Source organism: Mesorhizobium sp. B2-8-9 (genome assembly GCF_006439475.1).
Lineage (GTDB): Bacteria > Pseudomonadota > Alphaproteobacteria > Rhizobiales > Rhizobiaceae > Mesorhizobium.
The window spans coordinates 1-26,551 of sequence record NZ_VFTQ01000016.1; the positions used below are offsets into that span (position 1 = coordinate 1).

The 26,551-nt window shown below is 63.1% G+C and carries 27 protein-coding genes, 1 tRNA gene and 1 pseudogene; 11 read left to right on the forward strand and 18 right to left on the reverse strand.

Annotated elements, in window-relative coordinates; genetic code table 11:
- From FJ423_RS19255 to chvE, 3 genes and pseudogenes are all read right to left on the reverse strand, one after another.
- A pseudogene (locus FJ423_RS19255) lies at positions 1 to 604 on the reverse strand (sugar ABC transporter permease); the annotation flags it as partial.
- Positions 601 to 2,133 carry a multiple monosaccharide ABC transporter ATP-binding protein gene (gene mmsA / locus FJ423_RS19260; protein WP_140843969.1) on the reverse strand — a complete coding sequence of 511 codons (1,533 nt, stop codon included), beginning with the start codon at positions 2,131 to 2,133 and terminating at the stop codon, positions 601 to 603. The pseudogene FJ423_RS19255 and the gene mmsA, both read right to left, overlap by 4 nt.
- Before the next feature lie 187 nt (positions 2,134 to 2,320).
- Entirely contained in the window at positions 2,321 to 3,391 is a 1,071-nt protein-coding gene (gene chvE / locus FJ423_RS19265; RefSeq protein WP_095765887.1) for a multiple monosaccharide ABC transporter substrate-binding protein, read from the reverse strand.
- 293 nt (positions 3,392 to 3,684) lie between these two features.
- On the opposite strand from chvE, the gene FJ423_RS19270 reads away from it, so the two are divergent.
- Together FJ423_RS19270 and FJ423_RS19275 are read left to right on the forward strand one after the other, a co-directional pair.
- Complete coding sequence (locus FJ423_RS19270) at positions 3,685 to 4,674, forward strand: LysR family transcriptional regulator (protein WP_140843971.1); 990 nt, start codon at positions 3,685 to 3,687, stop codon at positions 4,672 to 4,674.
- A gap of 102 nt (positions 4,675 to 4,776) precedes the next feature.
- Entirely contained in the window at positions 4,777 to 5,112 is a 336-nt protein-coding gene (locus FJ423_RS19275) for a protamine-2 (modular protein) (RefSeq protein ID WP_140843973.1), read from the forward strand.
- A gap of 655 nt (positions 5,113 to 5,767) precedes the next feature.
- On the opposite strand, the gene FJ423_RS19280 is transcribed toward FJ423_RS19275, so the two are convergent.
- From FJ423_RS19280 to FJ423_RS19310, 8 genes are all read right to left on the reverse strand, one after another.
- Positions 5,768 to 6,721, reverse strand: coding sequence for a glycosyltransferase family 4 protein (locus FJ423_RS19280; protein ID WP_140843975.1), 954 nt, complete (start codon positions 6,719 to 6,721; stop codon positions 5,768 to 5,770).
- Positions 6,718 to 7,575 (reverse strand): glycosyltransferase family 2 protein, encoded by an 858-nt coding sequence (locus FJ423_RS19285; protein WP_224512952.1) that lies wholly within the window; start codon positions 7,573 to 7,575, stop codon positions 6,718 to 6,720. The genes FJ423_RS19280 and FJ423_RS19285 overlap by 4 nt, the downstream gene beginning before the upstream one ends.
- Positions 7,576 to 7,719: 144 nt before the next feature.
- Entirely contained in the window at positions 7,720 to 8,517 is a 798-nt protein-coding gene (locus FJ423_RS19290; protein WP_181174837.1) for a sulfotransferase domain-containing protein, read from the reverse strand.
- A 104-nt stretch (positions 8,518 to 8,621) separates the two neighbouring features.
- Entirely contained in the window at positions 8,622 to 8,954 is a 333-nt protein-coding gene (locus FJ423_RS19295) for a hypothetical protein (protein WP_140843981.1), read from the reverse strand.
- Positions 8,955 to 9,010: 56 nt separating this feature from the next.
- Entirely contained in the window at positions 9,011 to 9,235 is a 225-nt protein-coding gene (locus FJ423_RS33600) for a hypothetical protein (RefSeq protein WP_181174850.1), read from the reverse strand.
- Between the two features lie 56 nt (positions 9,236 to 9,291).
- Positions 9,292 to 9,489 (reverse strand): hypothetical protein, encoded by a 198-nt coding sequence (locus FJ423_RS19300; protein WP_246680201.1) that lies wholly within the window; start codon positions 9,487 to 9,489, stop codon positions 9,292 to 9,294.
- A 104-nt stretch (positions 9,490 to 9,593) separates the two neighbouring features.
- On the reverse strand, positions 9,594 to 9,944 hold the full coding sequence (locus FJ423_RS19305) for a hypothetical protein (RefSeq protein ID WP_140843983.1): 351 nt from the start codon (positions 9,942 to 9,944) through the stop codon (positions 9,594 to 9,596).
- A 4-nt stretch (positions 9,945 to 9,948) separates the two neighbouring features.
- Complete coding sequence (locus FJ423_RS19310; RefSeq protein WP_140843985.1) at positions 9,949 to 10,305, reverse strand: peptidoglycan-binding protein; 357 nt, start codon at positions 10,303 to 10,305, stop codon at positions 9,949 to 9,951.
- 140 nt (positions 10,306 to 10,445) lie between these two features.
- Between FJ423_RS19310 and FJ423_RS33895 the strand changes: the two genes are divergently transcribed.
- Positions 10,446 to 10,607, forward strand: a complete 162-nt coding sequence (locus FJ423_RS33895; RefSeq protein WP_210239568.1) for a hypothetical protein — start codon at positions 10,446 to 10,448, stop codon at positions 10,605 to 10,607.
- 175 nt (positions 10,608 to 10,782) lie between these two features.
- Positions 10,783 to 11,910, forward strand: a complete 1,128-nt coding sequence (locus tag FJ423_RS19315) for an acyltransferase (protein ID WP_140843987.1) — start codon at positions 10,783 to 10,785, stop codon at positions 11,908 to 11,910.
- 741 nt (positions 11,911 to 12,651) lie between these two features.
- Here FJ423_RS19315 and FJ423_RS19320 read toward each other — a convergent pair.
- Positions 12,652 to 12,725 (reverse strand) — tRNA-Gly (locus FJ423_RS19320).
- A 138-nt stretch (positions 12,726 to 12,863) separates the two neighbouring features.
- Between FJ423_RS19320 and FJ423_RS19325 the strand changes: the two genes are divergently transcribed.
- Entirely contained in the window at positions 12,864 to 13,133 is a 270-nt protein-coding gene (locus FJ423_RS19325; RefSeq protein WP_181166832.1) for a DUF6460 domain-containing protein, read from the forward strand.
- 12 nt (positions 13,134 to 13,145) lie between these two features.
- Here FJ423_RS19325 and FJ423_RS19330 read toward each other — a convergent pair whose 3' ends face one another.
- On the reverse strand, positions 13,146 to 14,048 hold the full coding sequence (locus tag FJ423_RS19330) for a histone deacetylase (protein WP_140843989.1): 903 nt from the start codon (positions 14,046 to 14,048) through the stop codon (positions 13,146 to 13,148).
- Between the two features lie 123 nt (positions 14,049 to 14,171).
- On the opposite strand from FJ423_RS19330, the gene FJ423_RS19335 reads away from it, so the two are divergent.
- Positions 14,172 to 15,506, forward strand: a complete 1,335-nt coding sequence (locus tag FJ423_RS19335) for an MATE family efflux transporter (RefSeq protein WP_181174838.1) — start codon at positions 14,172 to 14,174, stop codon at positions 15,504 to 15,506.
- Here the strand turns inward: FJ423_RS19335 and FJ423_RS19340 are convergent.
- Positions 15,499 to 16,590 carry a quinone-dependent dihydroorotate dehydrogenase gene (locus tag FJ423_RS19340; RefSeq protein WP_140843991.1) on the reverse strand — a complete coding sequence of 364 codons (1,092 nt, stop codon included), beginning with the start codon at positions 16,588 to 16,590 and terminating at the stop codon, positions 15,499 to 15,501. The two genes, FJ423_RS19335 and FJ423_RS19340, sit on opposite strands and share 8 nt — an antisense overlap.
- A complete protein-coding gene (locus FJ423_RS19345; RefSeq protein ID WP_140843993.1) occupies positions 16,587 to 16,934 on the reverse strand; it encodes a DUF952 domain-containing protein in 348 nt (115 codons plus the stop codon). Before FJ423_RS19345 ends, FJ423_RS19340 begins: the two co-directional genes overlap by 4 nt.
- A gap of 112 nt (positions 16,935 to 17,046) precedes the next feature.
- Here FJ423_RS19345 and FJ423_RS19350 point away from each other — a divergent pair, with 112 nt between their 5' ends.
- Both FJ423_RS19350 and FJ423_RS19355 read left to right on the forward strand, forming a co-directional pair.
- A complete protein-coding gene (locus FJ423_RS19350; protein WP_140843995.1) occupies positions 17,047 to 17,478 on the forward strand; it encodes a hypothetical protein in 432 nt (143 codons plus the stop codon).
- Between the two features lie 127 nt (positions 17,479 to 17,605).
- Positions 17,606 to 18,265 carry a response regulator transcription factor gene (locus tag FJ423_RS19355; protein WP_095766186.1) on the forward strand — a complete coding sequence of 220 codons (660 nt, stop codon included), beginning with the start codon at positions 17,606 to 17,608 and terminating at the stop codon, positions 18,263 to 18,265.
- Positions 18,266 to 18,362: 97 nt separating this feature from the next.
- Here the strand turns inward: FJ423_RS19355 and FJ423_RS19360 are convergent, their stop codons facing one another.
- A complete protein-coding gene (locus FJ423_RS19360; RefSeq protein WP_140843997.1) occupies positions 18,363 to 19,622 on the reverse strand; it encodes an MFS transporter in 1,260 nt (419 codons plus the stop codon).
- A gap of 105 nt (positions 19,623 to 19,727) precedes the next feature.
- Complete coding sequence (locus tag FJ423_RS19365) at positions 19,728 to 20,384, reverse strand: O-methyltransferase (protein WP_140843999.1); 657 nt, start codon at positions 20,382 to 20,384, stop codon at positions 19,728 to 19,730.
- Positions 20,385 to 20,467: 83 nt separating this feature from the next.
- Here FJ423_RS19365 and FJ423_RS19370 point away from each other — a divergent pair, with 83 nt between their 5' ends.
- Positions 20,468 to 21,103, forward strand: a complete 636-nt coding sequence (locus FJ423_RS19370; protein WP_140844001.1) for a TetR family transcriptional regulator — start codon at positions 20,468 to 20,470, stop codon at positions 21,101 to 21,103.
- 16 nt (positions 21,104 to 21,119) lie between these two features.
- On the opposite strand, the gene FJ423_RS19375 is transcribed toward FJ423_RS19370, so the two are convergent.
- Positions 21,120 to 24,605, reverse strand: a complete 3,486-nt coding sequence (locus tag FJ423_RS19375; RefSeq protein ID WP_181174839.1) for a PAS-domain containing protein — start codon at positions 24,603 to 24,605, stop codon at positions 21,120 to 21,122.
- A 237-nt stretch (positions 24,606 to 24,842) separates the two neighbouring features.
- On the opposite strand from FJ423_RS19375, the gene mscL reads away from it, so the two are divergent.
- Complete coding sequence (gene mscL, locus FJ423_RS19380) at positions 24,843 to 25,265, forward strand: large conductance mechanosensitive channel protein MscL (protein WP_095766185.1); 423 nt, start codon at positions 24,843 to 24,845, stop codon at positions 25,263 to 25,265.
- 111 nt (positions 25,266 to 25,376) lie between these two features.
- On the forward strand, positions 25,377 to 26,543 hold the full coding sequence (locus FJ423_RS19385; RefSeq protein WP_140844005.1) for a pyridoxal phosphate-dependent aminotransferase: 1,167 nt from the start codon (positions 25,377 to 25,379) through the stop codon (positions 26,541 to 26,543).
- Positions 26,544 to 26,551 lie beyond the last annotated feature (8 nt).

Below are 26,551 nucleotides of genomic sequence, written 5' to 3' on the forward strand. Positions count from 1 at the left end.
CCGTCGGCGGGATCAGCGTCAGCGGGCCGATCACGTCCGGGATAAAGCCGGAGCTCAGCGCCTTGAAGCTGTCCGGCAGCGGACCGACCGAGGAGCCACCGCCGAGCAGCGCCTGGCAGATGCCGCGGAAGATCAGCATGCCCGCCAATGTCACGATGAAGCTCGGTATCTTGTGATAGGCGATCCAGTAGCCTTGCGCAGCGCCGATGAGCGCCCCGACGATCAGGCAGACAATCGAGACCACCAGCGGATTCGAGAACATCCCAAGCGGCCAGATCACCATCATCATTGCCGCCAGCGCGCCGATGAAGCCGGCGACCGATCCGACGCTGAGGTCGATATAGCCAGCGACGATCACCAACAGCATGCCAAGCGCCATCACGATGATGAACGAGTTCTGCTGCACCAGATTGCTGAGGTTCACCGGTTTGAACAGCGTTCCCGACGTCGTGTACTGGAAGAACAGCATGATGACGATCAGCGCGATGATCAGGCCGTATTCGCGCAGGTTCGTCGTCAGCGCCGAGACGGCGACGCGCGGACCCTGCTGCTTGACGTCCTCGGCGAGCCCGCTTTGCGGCGCGGGAGCGCTTTCTGTGCTCATGATGCTTTTCCTTCTCCGCGAACGATGGCGCGCATGATTTTTTCCTGGCTTGCGTCGCTTGCAGCCATTTCGCCGACTATACGCCCTTCGTTCATCACATAGATACGGTCGGAGATACCGAGCAGTTCGGGCATTTCCGACGAGATGACGATGATCGCTTTGCCCTCGGCGGCAAGGCGCGCGATGATCGTATAGATTTCGTACTTCGCGCCTACGTCAATGCCGCGGGTCGGCTCGTCGAGGATCAAAACCTCCGGATCGGCGAACAGCCATTTCGACAGCACGACTTTCTGCTGGTTGCCACCCGAGAGGTTGCCGGTCAGCTGGTAGACGCTGGAGGCGCGGATGTTGGTCTTCTTGCGGTAGTCATTGGCGACGCTCATCTCGCGCATGTCGTCGATGACGCCGCGGCTGGAAACGCCGGAGAGGTTGGCCAAAGTCACATTGTGCTTGATGTGGTCGATCAGGTTGAGGCCGTAGGTCTTGCGGTCTTCGGTGACATAGGCGATGCCGCTCGCCACCGCCTTGCTCACCGATGAGAGGTCGATAGGCTTGCCGTGCAGCGACACCTCTCCGGTGATGTGCCGGCCGTAGGAGCGTCCGAAAAGGCTCATCGCGAATTCGGTCCGGCCGGCGCCCATCAGCCCGGCGATACCGACAACCTCGCCCTTGCGCAAATTGAGGTTGATGTTCTTGATCACCTGCCGCTCGGCATGGATCGGGTGGTAAACCGACCAGTCCTTCACCTCGAAGATGACGTCGCCGATCTTCGGCTCGCGCGGCGGGTAGCGGTCGTCGAGCGAGCGGCCGACCATCGAGGTGATGATGCGGTCTTCCGAGATGTCCTTCCTCGGCAAGGTCTCGATGGTGCGTCCGTCGCGGATCACCGTCACCTTGTCGGCGACACGGTTCACCTCGTTGAGCTTGTGCGAGATCAGGATCGAGGTCATGCCCTGGCGCTTGAACTCGAGCAGAAGGTCGAGCAGCGCCTGGCTGTCCTTCTCGCTGAGCGAGGCCGTCGGCTCGTCGAGGATCAGGAGCTTCACTTCCTTGCTCAGCGCCTTGGCGATCTCGACCAGCTGCTGCTTGCCGACGCCGATATTGGTGATCAGCGTCTTGGGGTCTTCCTTGAGCCCGACCTTCTTGAGAAGGGCGCCGGTACGCGTCTCGTTGGCGTCCCAGTCGATGACGCCGTAGGTGGCGTGCTCGTTGCCAAGGAAGATGTTTTCCGTGATCGACAGCATCGGCACCAGGGCAAGCTCCTGGTGGATGATGACGATGCCGATATGCTCGCTGTCGTGAATGCCTTTGAAATTGCATTCCTGGCCGCGGAAGATGATCTGGCCCTCATAGGTGCCGGATGGATAGACGCCCGACAGCACCTTCATCAGTGTCGACTTGCCGGCGCCGTTCTCGCCGACGACGGCGTGGATCTCACCTTCCTCGACGCTGAGATTGACGTTCGACAACGCCTTCACGCCGGGGAACGTCTTGGTGATGTCGCGCATCTCCAAAATCGTCGAGGCCATCAGGATCTGCTCCCTGGCGCAGGCCTTCCACTCGCGGAAAGCGTCTTGCGCGAAATCAACATGCCACAGTTTCGCTCATGCCTTGGCGGCATATGGCGCTGCGGTAGCCGGCAAAAACAATACCGGGGTCGCTTGCGAACGAAAAGGGGCCCTGCAGTCGCGCAGGACCCCTTCCTTTGAGACCGGATTACTTCAGCTCTTCAGCCTTGATGTAGCCGGAGTCGACGACCAGTTCCTTGTAGTTCGACTTGTCGACCTCATGCGGCGTCAACAGGATCGAGGGAACGACCTTGACGTCGTTGTTGTAGGTCTTGGTGTCGAGGCCGTCCGGCTTGCCGCCGGAGAGCACCTTGTCGACCAGCTGCACGGTGGCCTTGGCCAGCTCGCGGGTGTCCTTGAACACGGTCGAGTACTGCTCGCCCGAGATGATCAGCTTGACCGAGGCGGTCTCGGCGTCCTGGCCGGTCACGATCGGCCAGGGCTGGGCTTCCGTGCCGTAGCCGACGGCGCGCAGCGAGGCGGTGATGCCGCGCGACAGGCCGTCATAAGGAGACAGAACGCCGTCGACGCGGCTGCCGTCCGAGTAGTTGGCCGAGAGCAGGTTGTCCATGCGCGCCTGGGCGGTGGCGGCGAGCCAGCGCAAGGTGCCGACCTTGTCCATGCCCATCTGGCCGGACTTGATCTTGATCGAGCCGTCGTCGATCAGCGGCTGCAGGACGGACATGGCGCCGTTGTAGAAGAAGAAGGCGTTGTTGTCGTCCGGCGAGCCGCCGAACAGCTCCACGTTCCACGGCTTGGTGTTCGGGAAGCGCTCCTTGAGGCCCTTGACCAGCGAGTTCGCCTGGATCACGCCGACGCCGAAATTGTCGAAGGTGGTGTAGTAGTCGACATTCGGGGTCTTCTTGATCAGGCGGTCATAGGCGATGGTGACGACGCCGGCATCATTGGCCTTCTGCAGCGCGTCGGCCATGGTGGTGCCGTCGATCGAAGCGATGATCAGCGCCTTCGGGCCTTTGGTGATTTCGTTTTCCAGCTGGCTGAGCTGGTTCGGGATGTCGTCCTGCGCATATTGCAGGTCGACGGTGTAGCCGAGCGCTTCGAGCTGGGACTTGACGGCGTCGCCGTCATTGATCCAGCGCTGCGAGGTCTTGGTCGGCATCAGCACGCCGACGAGACCCTTGTCGGCGGCGTGCGCCGAATAGGTCGTGGCGGCAATGCCAAGGGCCGCGATGGCGGCCAGCGTCTTGATGATCTTCACGATTACTCTCCCTGGTTGATGGACGCGACACCTCGGGGCTTCGCGGGCCGCGCAGTCGAACAGGTGCGCTGGCGCGCCACTGTCGGCTTTATCGATCTCCGGTATCCTCCCAATCGGCCCCGCGGCGCAGTTTCAATCGATACGATTTCGCTCGTCGCCGACCCCTGCGCATCGGAACGCGCGGAGGGTGGGTCGCTTTGACATAACTGTCAAATGCGATCTTTGCTGGTTGCTATATCGATACTGGTATGGCTTAAGCGATCGATAGAAACTCGCACAGGAGACCGAAAATCATGGCGGCGTTGCGCGATCCCGATGCGATTTCAGGTGGTTACGAGAAATTGCCGGGAGATGGCGAGACGTTGCTGCGCAGCGGCCTCAGTCTCCGCCACATGCGCATGATTGCCGCCTTGGACGATCACGGGCGGGTGAGCGCCGCCGCTCAGGTCATGAACATCTCCCAGCCGGCCGCCTCGCGCATGATCGCCGAGATGGAAGCGGTGCTCGACGTGAAGTTGTGCGAGCGGCTGCCGCGCGGCGTGACGCTGACCCCCTACGGCCAGGCGCTCGCCCGGCGCGCCCGCTCCATCCTGCTCGAGATGCGGGAGGCCGATCGTGAGATTTCCGAGCTCAAGGCCGGCAAGGGCGGCTCCGTATTCCTCGGCGCGGTCACGGCGCCGGCGATCGAGCTGGCCGTGCCGGCGATCCGTGAGATCCGCCGCATCTATCCGCGCATCGAGATCACAATGCAGGTCGAGACCTCGAACGTGCTCGCCCGCGAGCTGATCGCCTCGCGCCACGACTTCATCATCGCCCGCATCCCGGACGATCTCAATCCGCGGCTCTTCGAATCGCGCGTCATCGGCGTCGAGAAGGCCTGCCTCATCGTGCGCCGCGGCCATCCGCTGGCGAGCGGCAAGATGGTGCGGCTGGAAGACACCGCGGCCTATGACTGGGTGTTCCAGTCCGGGGGCTCGCCATTGCGCCAGGCGATGGAAAGCAACTTTTTGAATCGCGACATTCCGCTGCCCGACCGCATCCTCAACACCTCTTCGCTGCTGCTCACCTTGGTGATGGTGGCGCAGTCCGACGCCATCGCGCCGGTCTCGATCCAGGTCGCCAAGTTCATCCAGGGCGGCGATGGGCTGGCCGGCGCCGTCGATGTCGTGCAGACCGAGTTCGACATCGAGGTCCGGCCTTACAGCCTGATCACGGTCAGGAACCGCGCGCTCTCGCCCGCCGCCAAGATGCTGCACGACTTCATTTTGCGCGAGGTGGGCTGATGGAACGAGAATGCTACTTGCACGTTCAAACCGATCGGTCGCTCCCTGGAGCCCGTTGCGGGTGAGGAAGGGCTGCCGTGCCCAACAGCTCGGGAGGTTTTTATGGAACGTCGGTTGTTTCTCACCGGAATGCTTGGCGTTGCGGGGGCGGCAGCGCTTGCAAGCCTGGCCGGACCCAGCAGGGCCGTTGCCGGTATTCCCGCCGGCAACGGAATTCTGGATGAATTGGATAAGCCGGATCCGGCCATCTACGAGGAGGATGACCAGGCCGATCTGCTGCAGCCAGCTCAGTACTACCGCCGTCGGTATTACCGTGATCGGTACTACCGCCGCCGCCGGCGCCACGTTTGGAGAAGGGTCTGCCGGCGCTACTGGCGCCATGGTCGGCGTCATGTCCGCTGCTGGCGCCGCCGCGTCTGGATCGGCTTCCGGCTCTAGAGCATGATCATCTAGGTCGATAGCGACCATGTATCGGGGCTGCCGGGTGAATCGCTGACGGGGGTCTTGCATGGGTGTGCAAGACCCCAACGCTCGCTTTGCAAACAGCCGAATTCACCCTCGCGCAAACTGCCCGGCCTGAGGGTCGACCCGATATAATTCCGCCCCGCGATCGCCGGCAGCCGACCTGAATCGGACGCGCAATTTGGCCCCTTGGTGAGGTCTCACCCAAATCCCTGCGGTGCAAGCTGGAGCGGGTAGCGGGAATCGAACCCGCGCGTTCAGCTTGAGAAGCTAGCCCTTTCGGCATGATACCAGAAGCTTGGCTGTAAAACCGTGCCAAACCGGTGCAAAGCAAATCAATAGGTTACGGTGCAGTTGTAAAACCTATTGACCGCCTACTTTTTGAACGCCGGCATCGCCCGGCGTATCGCGACCTCGTGCGAGCCGCACATTGGGCGGCGGACCTTGCCCCTGAGTTCAGAAACCAGGTAGGCCCGGCCGACAGGCCCTTTTTGTTGAGCACGATCGTCTCGCCGTCGAGAATGAAGTTTTCCGCTGTCAGCGCGAGCCAACGCCGCCGTTACGCATGAAGACATCCCCAAACGGCAATATCAGATCAGGGTTTCGCAGCGCACATCTGAATCCGCCCATCTTATAGGTTGCCCCCTCGGTCCGCAGCGAGCACCGAGCTAAACATCTGCGCGTAGTGCTCCGCCTGCACGCGCCAATCCCACTCCCGGATAGTCTCGATCATGCGGACGGCCATCCGCGACCCGAGCGATGGCGTGTCCCGCAACAGGGCGAGCTTGTTCGTAAGCCCTTCCGCAGTTCCATCGAAGAACAGTCCGTTGTCGCCATCCCGGATCAACTCGGGCATGTTTCCCACACGGGTCGTCACCAAGGGGACACCGCATGCCGCCGCTTCCAAACATGGATTGGGAGTGCCTTCGCTGCGACTGGCGCAGACATAAACGTCGAGATTCCGGTAAAAGTCGAGCATCTCGTCGCGGTTACGCCAGCGTTGCTCCCGAACCGCAGTCAGTAGTCTCACGCCCGGCATGGCAGCGACCGCGGGCTCAATGACATCGTGGAAGCCGCGATGTGCCGGACCATGGTTGCTGAGACTTCCCGCCCATCCGACGCGGAGCTCGCCAGAACAGGGTCGTGGCTCCTGTGTAGGACAAAAGAATGTCGTGTCGACTCCGTTGGGCGTGTAGTGGACCGGAACACGCAGTAGAGGACCGTATTCGTGCTCAAGCCTCCGATTATTGACAAAAACAGCGCGCGCCAGCCGCTGCAGGGTGGCGAGCCCGGGCTCGCGGAATTCGCCCTCCAGCTCTCTGTGGCTGCAGATCCCGATCAGCAGCCTATCAGACCGCCGGGCGAGGATCGATTCCGGTAGGGGCAGCTTCGCGATTTGGAACCAATAAAAGATGAGCACGATGTCCGCGGCGTTTACGTCGGACTCAGTCACATCGTGCTGAAATCGCTTGATGATCTCGAACCTTCTTTCCAGCACGCGCCGGAGATTTTGGGTCTTACTATCGATCGCCCAGCCGGGCCGGTCAGCGATCGCCAGGATGCGGGGGAGGTGCACATCGCTCACGAGGCGTACCGCTCAAGCCAATGAGCCGACCATGGATTGGACTCGTCCAGATCGTCGTCCGTTGCAATGGTGCGTACCTGGGTAGTATCCGGCAGCTCGATATCCCCTGGTCGCAAGCGGGGGCGCCATCCGTGCCAACCAAGACCATAGATCTCCTCGCTCAGGTACCGGCGGCCAGAATACTTGCGCGCGGCGTGCTCTGCGCTCAGGAACAGATAATGCTTCATGCGAAAACGTTCGGGGTAGAGCCGCACCGGACCCCCGAAGCGTATGCGATGGCCGCCTGACCACGCAATCTCCATGGGGCCGTCCTGTCTCTTGTACGCACGGACGCAGTGTGGCGAGGTCGGCCGGAACGGGTAATAGGTCCGCAGCGTGTGTTGATAATCGGAATTGTCGTGATCGGGGGCTTCCCTAGTAGGAATGAACGTGAACTCGGAAGACTCGATCGCATTGAAGCCGAGTGAGTCGGCTGCCGCAATGGCGGAGACCAATGACGAGTGCGAAGTCGGCGGAAGGTGGATCTCGTCAGCGTCAAGATGCATGAACCAGTCTGCTTCGAGCGATTGAAATAGTTCCTCCTTGCGACGAAGAAGGTGCTCCCAGCAATACCAGCCGCTATGCGGGATGCTTTCGAATCCTATCAATCCGGCTCCGCGGTAGCGCTGGGCAATCTCAAGCGTTCGGTCCGTCGACTGATTATCGCAGATGTAGACCTGCACGCCTTGACGAAACAGATTCTCAAGACATCCGGCGACAAACCGCTCTTCGTTGCGTGTTGTAAGGACCGCGACGACTCGCGGCGAATTACGGTCACGCGCAGCATTCGCAGTGTGGGTATTGAGATCGACCAAGCCCCTCAATCCTTCGTTATGTGCTTCCAGACGCCATGCTGGCTGATCAACTGATATGGCCTAGTTAATGAACTTGGCCGGAATGACAAGTCTGAAGGATCAGAGCGGTCCCCGTCGCGAAACGTTAGCCAAGCAGGAGTTTTGTTAAGCAGGTATTTCTGCCTCAATCGTACATTCAGGCTGACACATCGGTTCGGAATAATCTTCTACCCAATCCGAGAGATCCAAGCGCGCGAGTTCCGCAGTCTTCCAGATGTCGGCTTCAAAATGATCTTTGAGATCTCTTGCAAGAGAAGGATCGAGGGTAAACGCTGGCGACACGACTGGGGCGACGTAACGAGGTTTCAGCGTCCGGGCGAGATTTGGCTCTACACCCAGGAAGCTCTCAATCGACGCCAGCGTGACACCTGGCCTATCCCACAATTGGTCGGCCCGATACACATGAACGCTATCCCGTGGAAAAAGGCGGTAAATGCGCGTCAGATGGCTCGAGTAATATCCGCGCTCTATGTACGAATAGATTCTATGAACACCATTGAGGCTTTCCGAAACCCGGCGTCTCCCGAAGGACGACACAGCCGCAGCAAATGACAGGGTCTCAGCTTTTCGTTCAATCTCCATGCGCCAATGCGACATCGCCCGGAAGAGAGGGTGCCGCAAGGCCAGAATGAGCTTGGCTTCAGGATTGTACCGGTGGATTCGTTCGATCGAGTTTGGCCAGTAAGAATAGATCGGCGTCGAGTCACCGCGTATTGCCGGCTGGGACCAGTCGAAATAGCTGTGCAGCCGCGAGTGGTCTGGATTATCCCAATTTACGCCGACCTCGTCATCGAAGTGATGGATTTCCTTTACCGCGGGCAGGTCTATGCCAGGGTGCTGAGACAAGAACGTATGCAGGGCCGTGGTGCCGGCTTTTTGAGCCCCCACAATGAAGAAATCCAACAAATTGTCCCCGGTCTCCATGGGGGACCTGTAGAGCAGGGCTTAGTGTCTTTTCAAGTCCATGGTTTCGGCCGACCACTAGCGGGTTGACACTGACCTGGACATCATCGAGAGGGCTCCTCCTTCCACACCGGCACCGTCTGGACCTTGAGTGCCTTCAGGCGGCGGATGCGCAGGCCGAGCGCTTCCTTGCCGGTGGGCGCGAACGCCTCAAGGTCGAGGCGGCCATTCTCGCAGCGCATGCAGTCCATCAGGGAATCGACGTCGACATCGCCGAAGATCAGCATCAGGTCGGCCGGCTGGTAGCAGTGCTGACGCTTGCAGTAGCGGCAGCGAACGCGCACCAGGCGCATGGTGTCGTTCAGGTTCGACAACGGATAGACACTTCGCTTCGGGCTGTAGCTTTCCGGCATGAAAGCCCGCGCGTCCGGAGACACGCGGGCTCTCGAATTGCCAAAAATCGTCAGCCGGTCGGCGTGAGGTCGAGGTAGAGCTATGGCGGCGGTTTGCCAGTCAGTAGGTGTAGGCGCCGAGCAGCCAGCCGGCGGCACTCGGCGCTCGCCTTTGTGTGCCGGTCGCATTCGGCCGGCGTGTAGAACTTCACGGCGCAGCCGGAAGCCATGGTGTGGTCGATCTTGTTCTGATCGTTGACGGTCTTTCCCTGCGCGCCCGCCAGGCTGCTACCGATGGCCAAGCGCAGGGCTGGCACACTGTCCACGCCGGAAGTCCCACACCCCGCCAGCAGCGATGCAGTTGTCAAGAGAACAGCTGGCTTCAATGCCTTTGTGAATCGCATCTAGATTGTCCTTTTCTATTCTGGCGCGCACCTCTTCCGCCGCGGTATTTGATGACCTCGTAGACGGTGACGACCCCGCCCGAGACGGCGAGCGCAATGATTACCCAGGCGATGACGCCGGCAAGCAGCCTGTTGCCGCCGACCACGCCGGCGATAAGCGTGACGACGGCGCTCACAGGAACACCCACCAGGTGAAGGCGATGCCGGCGGCGAATCCGACGACAAAGCCGCCGATCGCCATGCCCGCCTGCTGGAACAGCTTGGTCAGCAGGGTCCAGCATCAGCGCCTGGCCTCGGTTTGGAACGCCTCGACGCCCTTGGCCTCGCCGTGGCGCGAGACGAGCACCAGGGCGCCTGCAATGCCGGCGATGCCGGCGAGCCACACCCAGCCGGGAACGTCGCTGGCGATCGCGGTCAGCGGCTCCACATAGCCCTTGGCAGCGTCGAGATTGCCAAGGATGCCCTTGACGCCGACGCCGACGGCAGCGGAAATGCCGACCATGTAGCCGCCCATCTTGGTGAGCCAGTTCGCCTTGACCTCCGGCACCTTGTCGCGCACGACCTCGGGCGCGGCGTTGGCGCGCTCAGGCGCGATCGCGCGCGGTTTGGCCTTCTGAAGGGCAAGCAGCATGTCGTCATCGATACCGTCGCCGGCCGGCAGTCCGTTGTCGGCACGGAACGCGCGGGATGGCCGTCGCCGTCATCGTGCCGATCCTGCCGTCGACGGCGCCGACCTCGGTATAGCCGAGATCCTTCAGCTGTTGCTGCACGCGCTCGACGGTGGCCTGATCGGGCATTGCGGCGACTGCGGCGACGTGCTCGGGAGTAGGCGCAGCCTGCGCGGCTGACGACGCCTTCACCTTGTCGAGCATCGCCTTGACCCTGTCCGGCGCGACCAGGGCCTTGTTCAAGCCGTCGCCGGCATAGTAGCTCTGGCCGCGCTTCAGCGTGCGCTTGTCCTTTCCCGTGCCCCTGACCGTCGACGTCAGCACCGGGAACGATGCCCATTCCTGTGCCAGACCAAAGGCCGAACGAAGTGCGCGACTTCGTGCCGGCCATGAACTCTGCGAAGCCACGCTCCTTCAGCAGCTCATAGCCAAGCGCCATTTGCATCGGCCCGTCGAGCAGTTCCTTGCCGGTGAGGCCGAGCTTCTTCTTCAGGCGCAGCAAGGTGGCGCGCATGAACTGCAGGAAGCCGGCGGCCGAGCTGCCGAAAGACCTAGTCCAGCGCGTCCCGGCCGCGATCACCTCGTCGATCGTCATCGAGGTCAGCGGCTTGGGCAGCTTCGCCTGATTGTTGCCATACACGGTGTCGAAGCCGTGCGGCGCCTCGATGCTGCCAATGAAGGCAAGCAGCATCGCCGCGCCCGGAGGAACGGTTTTGTCCATGAATAGAACCTCTTTGGTGGTTGTTTCGGCTGGGTTAGTTCGGGTAAGAAGATCGCTTCGTCCCCGGGTGGAACCATTAAGTGAATATTCAGCACAAGCTAATAGATGCTGCTACAGCGTCGCGGCGCCTTTATATCGCGCCTTTAGATGGCCTTCGTTTCGTGGCCTTCCTGGCTGTGTTTTTTCACCACATGTCCCAGTTTAAGGCCGTGGCTGTGCTGGATACGCTGCACAACTACGGCTGGGTCGGCGTCGAGCTCTTCTTCCTGATCTCGTCGTTCTTGTTCTTCCACCTGCTCGACGCTGAATATCTGAAAACCGGAACCATCAGCATCAGGCGCTTTTTCGTTCGCCGCTTGCTGCGCATCTATCCGCTGATGATCTTGTTCCCAATCGCGATGCTGGCCTATTACGGGAGCGCCGACGGTCTAGGCTACTATCGGCTTGCCGGGCTGGCGCTGTTTCTGGACAACGCCATCTCTTGGTTCGGGAGCTACAACAAGTCGATCCCTAACATCGCGCATCTGTGGACGCTGTCATTCGAGTTTCAGGTCTATCTGTTCATCCCGTTCGTCTTTCTTGCCTATCGAAAGTTCGGCAAGAAGGTCTTTCTCGGCGCTATGGCGGCAGTCCTGATCTACAGCTTCGCTGCCCGTGCAGTTTTTCAGGCCCTGAACCCCCCACAGTTCGTGGTCTGGGAAACGCCGTTCCTGCGACCTGAGAGTATCCTGATGGGAATGGCACTCTACATCGTCGGGCCGCGTTGGCATTGGGGCTACTCGTTTGCGGGCGCTGCCGTTGCCGGCTACGGCTTCCTGTCCCTGCAGCCGCCATGGATGTCGGCCACTGCTTCGGCTTTCAGCTACCCGCTGGCGGCGATCATGTTCGGCGGACTGGTCGATGCCGGGTTGCGGGCGCCGGTCCTTGCGGCACTCCTGTCGTCGGCGCCGATGCGCTTCCTCGGACGCATCTCCTACGGCCTCTACGTCTACCACTATCTTTGCATCGTCTCGGCGCCAGGCAGAATGATACACCAGATGGGCTGGACCACGATAAAGCCTGAAGAGAATGCAACCGACTATTGGGCGATGTGGGCGACCGCGCTTCTAATGACCATCGCCTTGGCAACGATCAGCTACTACGGGTTCGAAAAGTGGATCGCGCAATACAAGCGCCGATTTGAAGCAGTTGAAGGTCGATCAGCCTGACACCTGTGGCTATTCCCCATGGGCAAGTCGGTCCGCTTCGATCTGCGCTTGCCGTGCCCTGACATCCGGATCGGCCCGCTGCACCTCAGCCAGGCTCTGTATCAAGGCTGAAGCCCTTTGGGGAACATTGGGGAAGCCCATCTCAGCGCCCCCTCAATGGAAGAATGCCATGTCAGGGTGCCGCAGAGAGGGCGATGAAGATCAGAGGACCACCTCGGTGGGCCTTTACCATTACGCCGTATCCTACCATAAAGCCGCGCGCGCTCTGGCAGATATAGACACCGGGGCGACCCACCGGGATTCGCCTGTCTACTTCCTCCACTACCACGCGGTCGAGCTCTATCTGAAGGCTTTCCTTCGCCTGCATGGAGTGTCTGTCGCCGAACTTGCAGGCAAGAAGTTCGGCTACAGAACTGATCGGCTGAGCGGCCGGGCATCCACCCTCGGTCTGCTTCTAAACGGCGAAGATGTCGAGGTCCTAAGGTTCATGGCGGAGACCGATATCGTGATTCGATCGCGATACATCATCACCGGATATTTCACGATGCCGACCCTCAAGGCGATGGATCGGACCTGTCAAGCCTGCGTGAATCGGTGGGTGATGCGATCCGGAAGAGCGGTACTTTCGTCCGAGGCTGGTCACCGATCAGTTCAGATCAGGAACAAAGGCTGTAAAACTGGCTGCAAAACCGGTCGAGGACGAGAAAGAGAAGATTGCCCTCAAACCCTTTCGGTGCAAGCTGGAGCGGGTAGCGGGAATCGAACCCGCGCGTTCAGCTTGGGAAGCTGACAAGCTACCATTACATCATACCCGCGTCGGCCACCTCGTTATCATGATGGCAGGGCGTCAAGCAATCGGCAAAGCGGAACCGCGGCTCCATTGCTTGATGCCTTTCCGCGGAATGCGTATCTCTGATATCGCCCCGCCCGAATCGGGCGGCTCGAACCGGAGAATGGCCTTGTCCGCACTGACGCGCTTTCTCGGCGACACGCCGCTCAGGGTATTCCTGAAGCTGCTCGTGGTCTCCTTCCTCGTCGGTCTTGTCATGCATGCCTTCGGCTGGTCGCCGATGGACGTCTTTTACGGCATCCGCCAGTTCTTCGTCGATCTGTGGAATCTCGGCTTCCACGCCATCGACCGCTTCCTGGGCTATATCCTGCTCGGCGCCGCGATCGTTGTGCCGGTGTTCATCCTGCTCAGGATCGCCAGCTACCGGAAATAGTTCGGCGCGGCCTCACGCATATCCCGAGGCGACCTCGAACAGGATGGCGTGGCGCGCGGCCAGCGCCGGCACGTCGGTCGAGTAGCCGCCGCCGATGACGCCGCACAGCGGCACGCCGCGGTTGCGGAAATGGCCGATGACCATGTCCTCGCGGGCGCTGAGACCGTCGTCGGTGAGCGCCAGCCGGCCGAGCCTGTCCTCGGCATGGACATCCACGCCGGCATTGTAGAAGACGATGTCCCAGCGCCTTTGCCCGGAGAGTTCCGGCAGGATGGCGGCGAGCCGTTCGAGATAGGCGTCGTCGCCTGTCCCGTCCGGCAAGGCGACGTCGAGGTCGGAGGCGATCTTGCGCACCGGGTAGTTGCGCTCGCCATGCATGGAAAAGGTGAAGGCGCGAGGCTCATCCTTGAGAATGTCGGCCGTGCCGTCGCCCTGATGCACGTCGAGGTCGACGACCAATACGTTTGCGACGGCGCCCTCGGCCAGCAGCGCCAGCGCGGCGACGGCGACATCGTTGAAGGTGCAGAAGCCGGCGCCTTGCGCACGCCTGGCATGATGGCTGCCGCCGGCGGCGTTGCAGGCAATGCCATGTTTAAGCGCCAGCCTGGCAGCCAACACCGTACCCGCGGTGGCGAGCTGCGCTCTCAGCGACACGCGCGGGCCGATCGGAAAGCCGATCTCGCGCTCTATTTTCGCCGGTACCTGGCAGGCGATCACCTGATCGACATAGTCGGCCGCGTGCGCCAGCTTCAGGCGTGCGGCCGGCGCCGGTTCCGGCATCGAAAGCGCGCCGTGCACGGCTAGACCGCGTAAGCGCAAAGCCTCCATCAACAGCGGATATTTGCTCATCGGAAAGCGATGGTTGACGGCGAAGCCTGCGTCATAATCGGGGTGATGGACGATCTGCAGCGGCATGAATTGGTGGCTGCGCCAGGTTTGCAATTCGGTTGGCAGCCCGGCGGATATGGTTGCGTGATGCCGGCAAACTGGGGCACATCGGGTCCTCGATCAAGCCGGAATCGGACAGGCAGCAATCCCTTGGACGCGACTCAAGCCAACGCCAGGTCTTTCGTCGTCACCAACCGCTCGGTGCTGGCGATCGCCGTGCCGATGACGCTTGCCTATCTGACGACGCCGCTGCTCGGCATCGTCGACACGGCGGTGGTCGGCCAATTCGGCGACGCGGCCCTGCTTGGCGGCCTGGCGGCGGGATCGCTGGTCTTCGACGTCGTCTTCACCAGCTTCAACTTCCTGCGCTCCGGCACCACCGGCCTCGTCGCCCAGGCCTTCGGGCGCGGCGATGCGCTGGAGGAGCAGGCGGTGCTGTGGCGCGCCGTGCTGATCGCGGTCGTCGCAGGCGTCGTGCTCGCCGCCCTTGCGCCGTTCTTTGCCGTCGCCGGCCAATGGTTCATGGGCGCCGAGCCGCGCGTTAGCGAAGCGATGTCGGTCTACATCCGCATCAGGCTGCTCGCCGCGCCCTTCTCGCTGATCAACTACGCCATACTGGGCTACGTGCTGGGGCGAGGCGAAGGCGGGCTCGGGCTGATGCTGCAGGCGGTGCTCAACGGCATCAACATCTTGCTCTGCTTCCTGCTCGGCCTCGAGCTCGGCTGGGGCGTTGCCGGCGTCGCCTGGGCGACCGTCACCGGCGAGTTCCTGGCCATGCTGCTTGGCCTTGCCATCGTGCTCAACCGTTTCCGCAAGCTGGAGCGGCCGTCGCGCCGGCGTATCCTCGATTTGCCGGCGTACCGGCGCATGCTGTCGCTCAACCGCGACATCATGATCCGCTCCTTCTCGCTGCTTGCCGCCTTCGCGCTGTTCACCAGGCAGGGCGCGCAATTCGGCACGGTGACGCTCGCCGCCAACGCCGTGCTGATGAATTTCTTCCTCATCGCCGGCTATTTCCTCGACGGCTTCGCCACCGCCGCCGAGCAGCTTGCCGGCCGGGCCATCGGCGCGCATGCGCCTGCCCCGTTCCGGCAGGCGGTACGGCTGACGCTCATCTGGGGCTTTGGCCTCGCCGGTATCGCCACGCTCACCCTGCTGATCGCCGGCGCCAGTCTGGTGGCGTTGGTGACGACGTCCCCGGAGGTCCGCGCGGTCGCCGACACCTATCTGCCCTGGGCCGCCTTCACGGCACTGAGCGGCGTGCTCGCCTTCCAGATGGACGGCGTCTTCATCGGCGCCACCTGGTCACGCGACATGCGTAACATGATGTTGTTGTCGTTCCTCATCTTCAGCGCTGCGCTCATCACCCTGGCGCCAGCCTTCGGCAACAGCGGCCTGTGGGCATCGCTGCATGTTTTCCTGCTGGTGCGCGGCTTGAGCCTGCTGACGGTGCTCAGGCTCAGGGTGAGGACAGCTTTCAGCTGATTGGTTTCGAAGCCCAGCGCTCGCAAGCCGAGTCGCGCAGATCCCTGATCGAGCCAAGCCGCTCACGCTCCACGTATCGCGCCATGCCGGCGACGATGCGCCCGGGTAGCGCCGGCCCGGCATAGATCATGCCGGTGTAGAGCTGGACCAGATCCGCCCCGGCGCGGATCTTCTCCAGCGCCGTTTCGGTGGAATCGACCCCGCCGACACCGATGAGGGCAATGCTTGGGCCGAGCAGCTTGCGCATACGGGCGAGAACCGCGGTCGAACGCTCGAACAATGGTTTCCCTGAAAGACCGCCGGTTTCATTCGCCACGCCGCCGCTTCGCAATCCTGTCCTTGCAAGCGTCGTGTTGGAGACGATGACGCCGTCGATCTTCTTCTCGGTGATCTCGGCGGCGATGTCTTCCAGCTCCGCCTCGACGAGGTCCGGCGCGATCTTGAGGAAAATCGGCGGCTGCGCGGGGGCCGCGGCACGGGCGGCCATCACACGTGACAAGAGCTCACCGAGTTGCTCGCGCGCCTGCATGTTGCGCAGGCCCGGCGTGTTGGGCGAGGAGATGTTGACCGTCAGATAGCTCGCATAGGGCGCGAAGCGGGCGACGCCGCGCTCATAATCGGCGATGCGATCGGCGCTGTCCTTGTTGGCGCCGATGTTGACGCCGACGATGCCCGGCCGCCCCTTGCGCGCGGCAAGGCGCTTTTCGGCGGCTGCGTGGCCTTCATTGTTGAAGCCCAGCCGGTTGATCACCGCCTCGTCCGCCGTCAGCCGGAAGATGCGCGGCTTCGTATTGCCGGCTTGCGGCAGCGGCGTGATGGTGCCGACCTCGGCGAAGCCGAAGCCAAGCCCAAGCAGCGCGTCCGGCACTTCGGCGTTCTTGTCGTAGCCGGCGGCCATGCCGAGCGGGTTGGGAAAGTCGAGGCCGCAAAGGCTGATCTTGAGCCGCGCGTCATGCGTCGGGCGCCGCGGCGCCGTCGCGCCGACTGGCAGCCCGCAGCGCAGCGCCGCGATCGACAGGCCATGCGCGGTTTCCGGATCGAAGGAGAAAAGCAGCTTTTGGCCGATCCGGTCGAGCACGCTCATTCGCCCTCCAGCGTCGGGAATTCGTGGCCGCCGGCGCCGAGCGGCAACGGCTTTACCCAGAGAACCGCATCAAGGTCGAGCTCGGCGTAGAGATGCGGGAACAGGGCGCCGCCGCGCGAGACCTCGTATTTCAGCGCATTACCCAGCCTTGCAGCGTCGATCGCGATCAGCAGCAGGTCCGTCTGCTCGGCGAAGTGCTTGGCCGCCGTTTCGCGAACCTGGCCGGCGGTGGAGAAATGGATGAAGCCGTCGGCGATGTCGATCGGCGCACTGGTGAAGCGCCCCTTCCTCTCGGCTTCGCGCCAAAGCGCCTCGGGCGCGATCTTGTAGATAATCTGAGACATTGTCGCGCTATAGTCCTAACCGAAGGTGCGGGGAAGGCTCGAAGCTCGACTCTTCCCCATTTCCGGCGCAAACCTGTGATAGCCCGCCTTCACTGGCTCATGGAGGAACAACATGCGTCTGCAGCACATCGTGATCCCCGCGGCGCTTTGCTCGCTGGTTGCCGCTTCCGCCTATTCCGAGGAGACCGACCATTACCGTCTGGAGAAGTCGGCCAACGGCTATGTCCGCATGGACACAAGGACCGGCGCCATGTCGATCTGCGAAGAGCGCGCCGGCCAGCTCGTCTGCAAGATGGCCGCCGACGAGCGGGCCGCCTACCAGGACGAGATCGACCGGCTGGACAATTCGCTCAAGGCGCTCGACGCGCGCGTCGCCAAGCTCGAGAATTCGCTCTCGGCCCGGCTGGAATCGCAACTGCCGAGCGAAGAGGATTTCAACAAGACGATGGGCTACATGGAGCGCTTCTTCCGGACCTTCAAGGACATCGTCAAGGACCTGGACAAGGAAGACGGCGACGGCAAGCTGAACCAGCAGAAGACCTGATTGCAAAGCCGCCTTGGGGAAAACCCCGCGCGCGGCCTTTGTCGCTTGAAAACGCGCCGCGCCGCCGCATAATCATTCCGGTCCCCGCAAGAAGCACACAATGATGATGGGATCGGGGGAGGACTATTTGCCGTCGGGCCACACTTTCGTCATTGCCGACGACCATCCGCTTTTTCGCGGCGCGCTGAAGGAGGCGCTTGCCGGCATCGGCGACGTTGCCGCCATCCACGAGGCAGGCGATTTCGAAAGCGCCAAGGCGCTGGTGCTTGCCAATGAAGATATCGATATGGTGCTGCTCGACCTGTCGATGCCGGGCGCCAGCGGCCTCTCCGGCCTGATCTCGCTGCGCGGCATCCATCCGGCGGTGCCGCTGGTGGTGGTCTCGGCGCATGACGATCCCGTCACCATCCGCCGCGCGCTCGATCTCGGCGCTTCCGGCTTCATCTCCAAATCGGCCAGCATGGACGAGATCCGCGGCGCCGTGCAGGCGGTGCTTGCCGGCGACATTGCCGCGCCGGCCGGCATTGAGCTCGGCGTCGAGCGCGACCCGGAAATCTCCGACCTGATCAAGCGGCTGCAGGCGCTGACGCCGCAGCAGACACGGGTGCTCGGCATGCTGGCGGAGGGCCTGCTCAACAAGCAGATCGCCTATGAGCTCGGCGTCTCCGAGGCCACCATCAAGGCGCATGTCTCGGCCATCCTGCAGAAGCTCGGCGTCGACAGCCGCACCCAGGCGGTCATCCAGCTGTCTAAGATCGGCGGCGACCCGCTGCAGCCGGTCGGCTGATCGCAGGCACCTCAGGCGAAGCTTTTCACCCTAACTGAACCCGACCAGCGCGGATCGATCATGCGGTCGCTTCGCGTCGGGTCGATGGCTGCGCCCGTCAGCGATAGTTTTCGACGGCCGAGCCCAACTGCGACGCGGCATCATCCTCGGTCGGGCCTGAAGGATTCCGCGCTCGCCCGATCGCGGCGCCGAGGCCCAGCGAGGCGATTGCCACCAGTGGAATGCCGGCGATCCAGGGCAGGCGCGGCGCGAGCGCATAGAGCGCCGTGCCGATCGACGGTCCGAGCGAGTCCTTGAGGTCGACCGCCACAGACGAGGCGGCCATATAGGAAGCGCGTCGCGGCGATGGTGCGAGCGCGTTGACGGCGGTCGGCACGAGCGGCCCGACCAGCATCTGTCCCACCGAGCAGAAGCTGACTGCGACGACCAGCGAAAGTATCGCCGGCGAGGTCGCCAGCAGGGCAAAGGCGGCGATGGTCGAGATGCCGGCGCCGGCTGCCAGCCAAAGCGCCGATCGCGTCTCGGCAAAGCGGCTGACCAGCATCTGCAAACCGACCGTCAGGGCGGCCGCATAGGCAAACAGCGCGCCGACACCGGACGGGGTGAGCGTGCCGGCATCCTGCGCATAGAGCGGGATGACCGCTTCGATCCAGTTGCCGGAAATGTCGAACAGCACGACCCAGGCGAGCAGCTTTGCCAGGCGGCCGTCGTGGAAGGCCGGCAGCAGCGCCGACAGGCCTTCCTCTTCCTCCGTTTCCTCATGGTCGGCTGCGGCATGGCCGCGCGTCTCGGCGAATGCGGCAAGCATGACGATGCCGCCGAAGAGCAGCATACCGCCGCCGGCCAGGAACACGCTGCCAAGCGAAACCAGCGCCAGCAGCGCGCCGCAGGCCGGGCCGAGGATCTGTCCGGCGTTCGAGCTGACGCGCGCCATGCCGAACCAGCGCGGATGCGCCGACGGTTCCGTCACATCGGCGATAGCTGTGAGGATGGTCGGGTGGAGCACCGACTCGCATATGCCGGTCAAAAGCAGCACGGCGGCGGTGGCGGCGACGCCATGGGCGAAGAACAGCGCGACGAAGCCGCAGCCGACGCCGAGCGACGACAGGATCAGCACCGGCCGCCGGCCGACCCGGTCGGCGATGCCGCCGATCAGCGGCGCGGCGATCAATTCGCCGCCGGCATAGCAGGCAAACAAAAGCCCGATCGCGCCGATCGGAATGTTCGCCTCGCCGCTCGCCCAGAGCGGAAAGAAGGGCACCAGCGCGCCGTCGGCGAAACCGGCGCAGAAGAACAGGAACAGGCCGAGCAGAGCCGGGCGCGGCAGCCCGCGCCAGGACGATGGGAGGAAGGTCATGGATGTCACCTACGCGTCAAAGGCCCGAAGGCCGGGATTGCGCGTTGGTTGACGTAAACGCCTACGGCTGCCTCAGAAGCAGCATGGGGTAGTTTCGAGCAGGCCTTAGCCGAGCCGCATCGACAGCTCCACGTCGTCGCCGAACGGCGTCGACATATAGCCGCCGGCCGGCGCGCGCACCCGCTCCAGATATTCGGGCGAGAAGTCGGCGTTGTCGGCGATGACCAGTGCGCCGGGCCTGAGCCGGCTCTCGACCAGGCTCAGTATCTCCGGATAGAGCGCCTTGGCGCCGTCGAGCAGCAGGAGGTCTATGCGGTCAGGCAGGTCGGTGCTGAGCGTTTCCAGCGCGTCGCCCTCGCGGATCTCCACCAGGTCGATGAGGCCGCCTTCGGTCAGATTGGCCTTGGCCCGCGTTACCTTCGACGGCTCGAATTCCGTCGTGATCAGCCGACCGCCGCCATTGTCGCGCAGCGCCGCGGCAAGATAGAGCGTCGAGATGCCGAACGATGTGCCGAATTCGACGATGATGCGCGCGCCGGTGCTGCGCGCCAGCATGTAGAGCAGCGTGCCGGTCTCCGGCGAGACCGCAAGCCACAGGTCCTTCAGGCTGCCGTAGAACTGGCGATACTCGGTCTTGCTGTGGAGCAGGCGCGTCCGTTCCTCGCGCGAGTACCGGGCGATCGCCGGGCTGGTCGCCGCGTCGGCTTCCTTGAACAGGCGGGCGAGCAGCGGTGCCAAAGGGGTTGCGGTCAAGGTGGTCATGGCTGTCTCCGGCAGGGTTCTTGTGTTGCTTCAGAAATACGAATAATCCTTCAGGTTTCCAATTCGCATTTCGGCGCGCTACCATGATCCAACCCTCAAGCCCTTCAATTTCCACCCGAAAACAGCCCAAACAGGCGCGCGCCACGGAGCTGGTCGCGGCGATTTTAGAGGCGGCTGCTCAGGTTTTGGCTGCTGAAGGCGCGCAGCGTTTCACCACCACGCGCGTCGCCGAAAGGGCGGGCGTCAGCGTCGGTTCGCTCTACCAGTATTTCCCGAACAAGGCGGCCCTGCTGTTCAGGTTGCAGAGTGACGAATGGCGCCAGACGACAGAGCTTTTGTGCGGCATTCTCGAAAATACCGGGCTATCACCGCTCGAGCGGACAAGAACGCTGGTCCACGCCTTCATCCGCTCCGAATGCGAGGAGGCGGCGATGCGCGGCGCGCTGAACGACGCCGCGCCGCTCTATCGGGATGCGCCGGAGGCTGAGGAGGCGAGGGCGGCGGCGAGCCGGACCGTCGAGACCTTCATGCGCGAGACGCTTCCTGACGCGCCGGACCGCGGCCGCGCCCTGGCCGGCGACCTGATCATCAAGACGCTGAGCGCCGTGGGGGCGGATTTCTCGGAAAAGGAGCGAACGGCCGATGAGATCGAAGCCTATTCTGATGCGCTGGCCGACATGTTCTGCGCCTATCTCCGAAGCCTCGGGCATCGCGGCTGATAGCAGTGCTTTGTCTCTATTCGGCGGCCGGCGCCAGCGGCCTGACGCGCGCCATCATTGAGCGCAGCACGGCCGGCTTCAGCGGCTTGTTGATCACCGGAATGTCGAGCCGGCCGGCAGCCGCGCGCACCTCGCTGGAGCGGTCGGCGGTGACCAGCACGCAGGGCAGGTCCTGCCCGTAGGCGGCGCGCAGCGTGGCGACCGCATCGAGCCCGGTGCCGCCGTCGAGATGATAGTCTGCCAGCACGAGGTCCGGCTTCGGCGCGCCAGGCTTCAGGAAATCGCCTGATCCCGAAGCCGTCTCGACACGGCATCCCCAGCCTTCGAGCAGCAGCCGCATGCCGTCGAGGATGCGCGCGTCATTGTCGATGCACAGCACATTGAGCCCGGCAAGGGTCGAGGCGGAGCGGGCCGGCGCCTTGCCGGCCTCGCGCGGCGGCGCGGCGACCGCCGCGACCGGCAGAATCGCGGAAAAGCGCGTGCCCTTGCCGGGATTGGAGTAGATGCGGATTTCGAGCCTCAGCACCCTGGCGATGCGGTCGACGATGGAGAGCCCCAGGCCAAGGCCTTCGGCCTCGCGCGCGCCCTCGTCGAGGCGCGTGAACTCGTGGAAGACGGTGCTGAGCTTGTCGCCGGCAATGCCGATGCCGGTGTCGATCACCTGGATCTCGGCCAGCTCGCCGCGTCGCCGCACCCCAACCAGAATGCGCCCCTGGCGCGTGTATTTGATGGCGTTGGAAACGAGATTCTGGATTAGCCGGCGCAACAGGTTCCGGTCGGTCATGACGCCGAGCGAGGATGGGATGATCTTCAGATCGAGCTTCTTTTCGGCGGCAAGCGGGCGAAAATCGTTGCCGATCTGACCGAGCAGTCCGCCCAGGTTAAAAGCGGTATTGTCCGGCTTCATCGCGCCGGCATCGAGCCGCGAGATGTCGAGCACCGCGCCGAGGATGGTCTCGACCGATTCCAGCGAGGATTCGATGTTCATCGCGGCCTTGCCGGCCGGTCCCTTGCCCGCCTTCTCGATCAGCGACGAGCAATAGAGGCGGGCGGCGTTGAGCGGCTGCAGGATGTCATGGCCGGCGGCGGCGAGGAAGCGCGTCTTGCCGAGGTTTGCTTCCTCGGCCAGCATCTGCGCCTGCGCCAGTTCCTCGTTGACGCGGGTGAGCTCGACGGTGCGGGTCTTGACCCGTTGCTCCAGCGATTCATTGGCCCGCTTCAGCGCCAGGTCCTGCTCGACGCGGCCGGAGATGTCGGCATAGGTGGCGACGATGCCGCCGTCGGGCATCGGGTTGGAGCGCAGCTCCAGGATGCGGCCGCTGGTCTTGAGCTCCATCTGCCACGGGCCAGCGAAACTGGTCAGCCGGTTGAGCATCGTCACGCGCTGGTCGGCGGGAATATCGCCGCGCTCGGCGAGATGATGGAGGATCCGGTCGAGCGAGACGCCGACCTGGCCCATCTCGTCCGGCAGGTCGAACAGCAGCCGGTATTGCCGGTTCCAGCAGATCAGTCGGAAATCGCGATCGAAGACAGTGATGCCTTGCTCCATCTGGTCGAGCGCGATCTGCAAAAGGTCGCGATTGTGCTGCAGCGCCTCGGTGGCGTCGTCGAGCAGCTTGAAGGCATCCTTGGAGTCGCGATCGTTGCGGCGAAAGAGCAGCGACAGGATCAGCCGCGCCGAGGACGAGCCGACGGCGCTCGCCAGCAATTGCTCAGAGAAGCGGATAACATCCATGCTGGCTTGTTCGGTGCCGTGCAGAGAGACTTTCGCGTCCCTCTCGAAGGATTGGAACGAGCGCTCCGTGCGCTCGACACCGAGATAACGTGAAATCGTATCCTTCAGGTCGTTGACGGTGACGGCGGTGCGGAAGCGGCGCAGGCTGGGCATCGGGCCTGCCTCGCGCGGCACGAAGATCGCCGCCTGGATGCGCTCCAGCGGCACGGACGCGCGGGAGAGGGAGCCGAGGACGAAAAACAGCGCATTGACCGAGAGGCTCCACAGCACGCCATGATTCAGCGGCTCGCCGACGGTGCCGAACAGCGCCTGCGGCCTCAGCGCCTCGAAGCCGAACAGCCCGTGGACGACGATATCGGTAGAGGGGGCGACGAGTGAAGGCAGGAGCAGCGTGTAACCCCAGACGGCGATGCCGGCGACCATGCCGAGGGCTGCGCCCCGGCCGTTGGCGCGGCGCCAGATCAGCCCGCCGATCAGGGCCGGAGCGAATTGGGCAATCGCGGCAAACGACATCAGGCCGATCGAGGACAGCCGCGCGCTATTGGTGCTCTCGCGATAATAGAGGAAGGCGATGAACAGCATGATGAAGATCGAGGCGCGGCGCACGTTGAGGATCAGCGTCGACCAGTCCTCGTTCTCCGAAGAACTCGTCTTGAGCACGCGGCGCACGAACAGCGGAATGACGAGATCGTTGGAGATCATGATCGAAAGCGCGACGCTCTCGACGATCACCATCGCGGTCGCCGCCGACAGTCCACCGACGAAGGCGGCCATGGCCAGCACGTCATGGCCGCTGAACAGCGGCAGCGACAGCACATAAAGGTCGCTGCTGGTCTTGCCGCCGACCAGCGACAGGCCGGCAAAGGCGATCGGCAGCACGAAGAGGTTGATGGCCACGAGGTAGAGCGGGAACACCAAGGTCGCCGTGCGCAGCTCCGCCTCGCTGCGGTTCTCGACGATGGTGACGTAGAACTGCCGCGGCAGCATCAGCACGGCAAACCCGCTCAAGCCGGTCAGCACCAGCCAGGTGGCCAGCGAGGTGCTGTAGCTCATCGCCTGGCGAACCTGGCTGTTTCCGGCAAGCCTGGCGAACATGTCGCCGGGCCCGCCGAAGATCAGAAATATCACCATCAGGCCGATGGCGAGAAAGGCGGCGAGCTTGACCACGGTCTCGACCGCGACAGCCAGAACCAGTCCGTCCTGATGTTCCGTGGCGTCGGCATGGCGGGTGCCGAACAGCACCGCGAACAGCGCCAGCAACATCGCCACCACCAGCGAGATATCGCTGACAAACGGATCGAAAGAGGGCGGCGAGCCCGTATAGTGCTCGACCATCAGGCTGACGGAACCCGAGATCGCCTTGAGCTGCAGCGCGATATAGGGCACCGCGCCGATGGTGGCGATCAACGTCGCGATCGCCGCGACGGTGAAGCTCTTGCCGTAGCGGGCGCCGAGGAAGTCCGCGATCGAGGTGATCTTCTCGCTTTTTGCCAGCCGGATCATGCGGTTGAGCAGCGGGAAGCCGAATACGAAGACCAGCACTGGACCGGTATAGATGCCGAGGAATTCGAGGCCGCGCTCGGAGGAAAGGCCGACCGAGCCGAAGAAAGTCCAGGAAGTGCAGTAGATGGCGAGGCTGAGCGCGTAGATGAAAGGCCGCGCCCGGCCGAGCCCGGCTGCCACCGAGCGCCGGTCGCCGACGCTGGCGATGGCGAAAAGCAGCGTCACATAGGCGATCGCGATGATGACGACGAACCAGCCTTGCACGGTCCGCACTTCCTCCCTGGCCGGTTTCCTCATCCGGTCGTTAAGACGCAACCACAGCTTGGAGCCCAAGTCCATCGCGGCTTTTGGCGCATATGCGGCTGACGAGGCAGGTAAGCACAAACCGGTGTCTTCGCCCTTTTTTCCGGTTTTTCAACCGGGGGTTTTTGTTATTGTGGCTTCGGATCGGTGCCGGAGAGCCGGGGCGGCTGCACGGCCGGTCATGGCAAGGAGGGCCGAATGCTGAAAGAATTCCAGGAATTCATTTCCAAGGGCAATGTGATGGACTTAGCCGTCGGCGTCATCATCGGCGCCGCCTTCGGCAAGATCGTCGACTCGCTCGTCAACGACATCATCATGCCGATCATCGGCGCGATTTTCGGCGGGTTGGACTTCAACAACTACTTCTTCGGGTTGTCATCGAACGTCCATTCGGCCACGCTGGCCGATGCCAAGAAAGAAGGCGCCGTCTTCGCCTATGGCAGCTTTATCACGGTCGTGCTGAACTTCCTGATTCTTGCCTTCATCATCTTCCTGATGGTCAAGGCGGTGAACAATCTGCGCAGGCGGCTGGAGCGCGAGAAGCCGGCTGCTGCCGCGGCACCGCCGCCCGCCGACGTACAGCTTCTGACTGAGATCCGCGACCTGCTGGCGAAAAGGTAACTCCTCAACGGGCGCCCTGGACCAAAACCCCGGCCGCTTGCGGCCGGGGTTTTCTGTTTGCGGCTGTCGTAAAAGAGGCTAGCAGTCGCGAAAAACCGGACGGATTCTTGCATGACCCTGATCGAGACCTTGCGCGCCGAAGCCCGCGCGGCGCCCGAAAGCGGCATCGTCGCTGTCGTCAATCATGGCCGCCTGCGCGAAGGCCTGATCCCGCTCTGGGCTGGCGAGGGCGATCTGCCCACGCCGGCCTTCATCAGCGATGTCGCCGCCAAGGGACTGGCCGATGGCGAGACGTTCTACACCTGGCAGAAGGGCATTCCCGAGCTCAGGCAGGCGCTCGCCCGCTACTACGCCAGGCATTTTGGCAAGACCTTCGCCGAGGAGGAGTTCATCGTCACCGGATCCGGCATGCACGCCATCCAACTGGCCATCGACGCGATCGCCGGCAGCGGCGACGAGGTGATCTACCTCTCGCCGGCTTGGCCGAATTTCGCCGCGGCCGCCGGCGTGGCGGGCGCCGTTCCGGTGCCGGTCACCCTCGACCAGTCCGACAATGGCTGGTCCTGCGATGTCGAAAAGATCGCCTCCGCGATCACGCCGCGCACGAAGCTGTTGTTCATCAACACGCCGTCCAACCCGACCGGCTGGACCGCCGACAGGCAGACGCTGCAGGCAATCCTCGATCTCGCGCGCCAAAAGGGCCTGTGGATCATTGCCGACGAGATCTATTCGCTGTTCCACTACGGCCATGGCCGCGCGCCGTCCTTCCTCGACGTCGCCACGGCCGACGACCGTATCCTGTTCGTTAACAGTTTCTCCAAGAACTGGGCGATGACGGGTTGGCGTGTCGGCTGGATCAAGACCCATCCAGCCTTGCAGCAGGTGTTCGAAAACCTGATCCAGTACTCGACCTCGGGCGTCGCCCAGTTCATGCAGCGCGGCGCGGTCGCTGCCCTCGACGAGGGCGACGGCTTCATCACCGAACAAGTGGAGCGTGCACGCGCCGCTCGCGATCTCGTCTGCGACATACTCGGCGCGACCGGCAAGGCGCGTTTCACCGTGCCGCAGGGCGCGTTCTATCTGTTCTTCAGGGTCGACGGCATCACCGATTCCCGAACCGCCGCCTTCGACATCGTCGACAACGCCAATGTCGGCCTGGCGCCTGGCACCGCCTTCGGCCCCGGCGGCGAAGCCTTCCTCAGACTATGCTTCCACCGCCGCCTCGATCAGCTCGAGGAAGCGGCGCATCGCCTGGCGAGGTGGATGAAGACGGTGTGAGAAAGGCG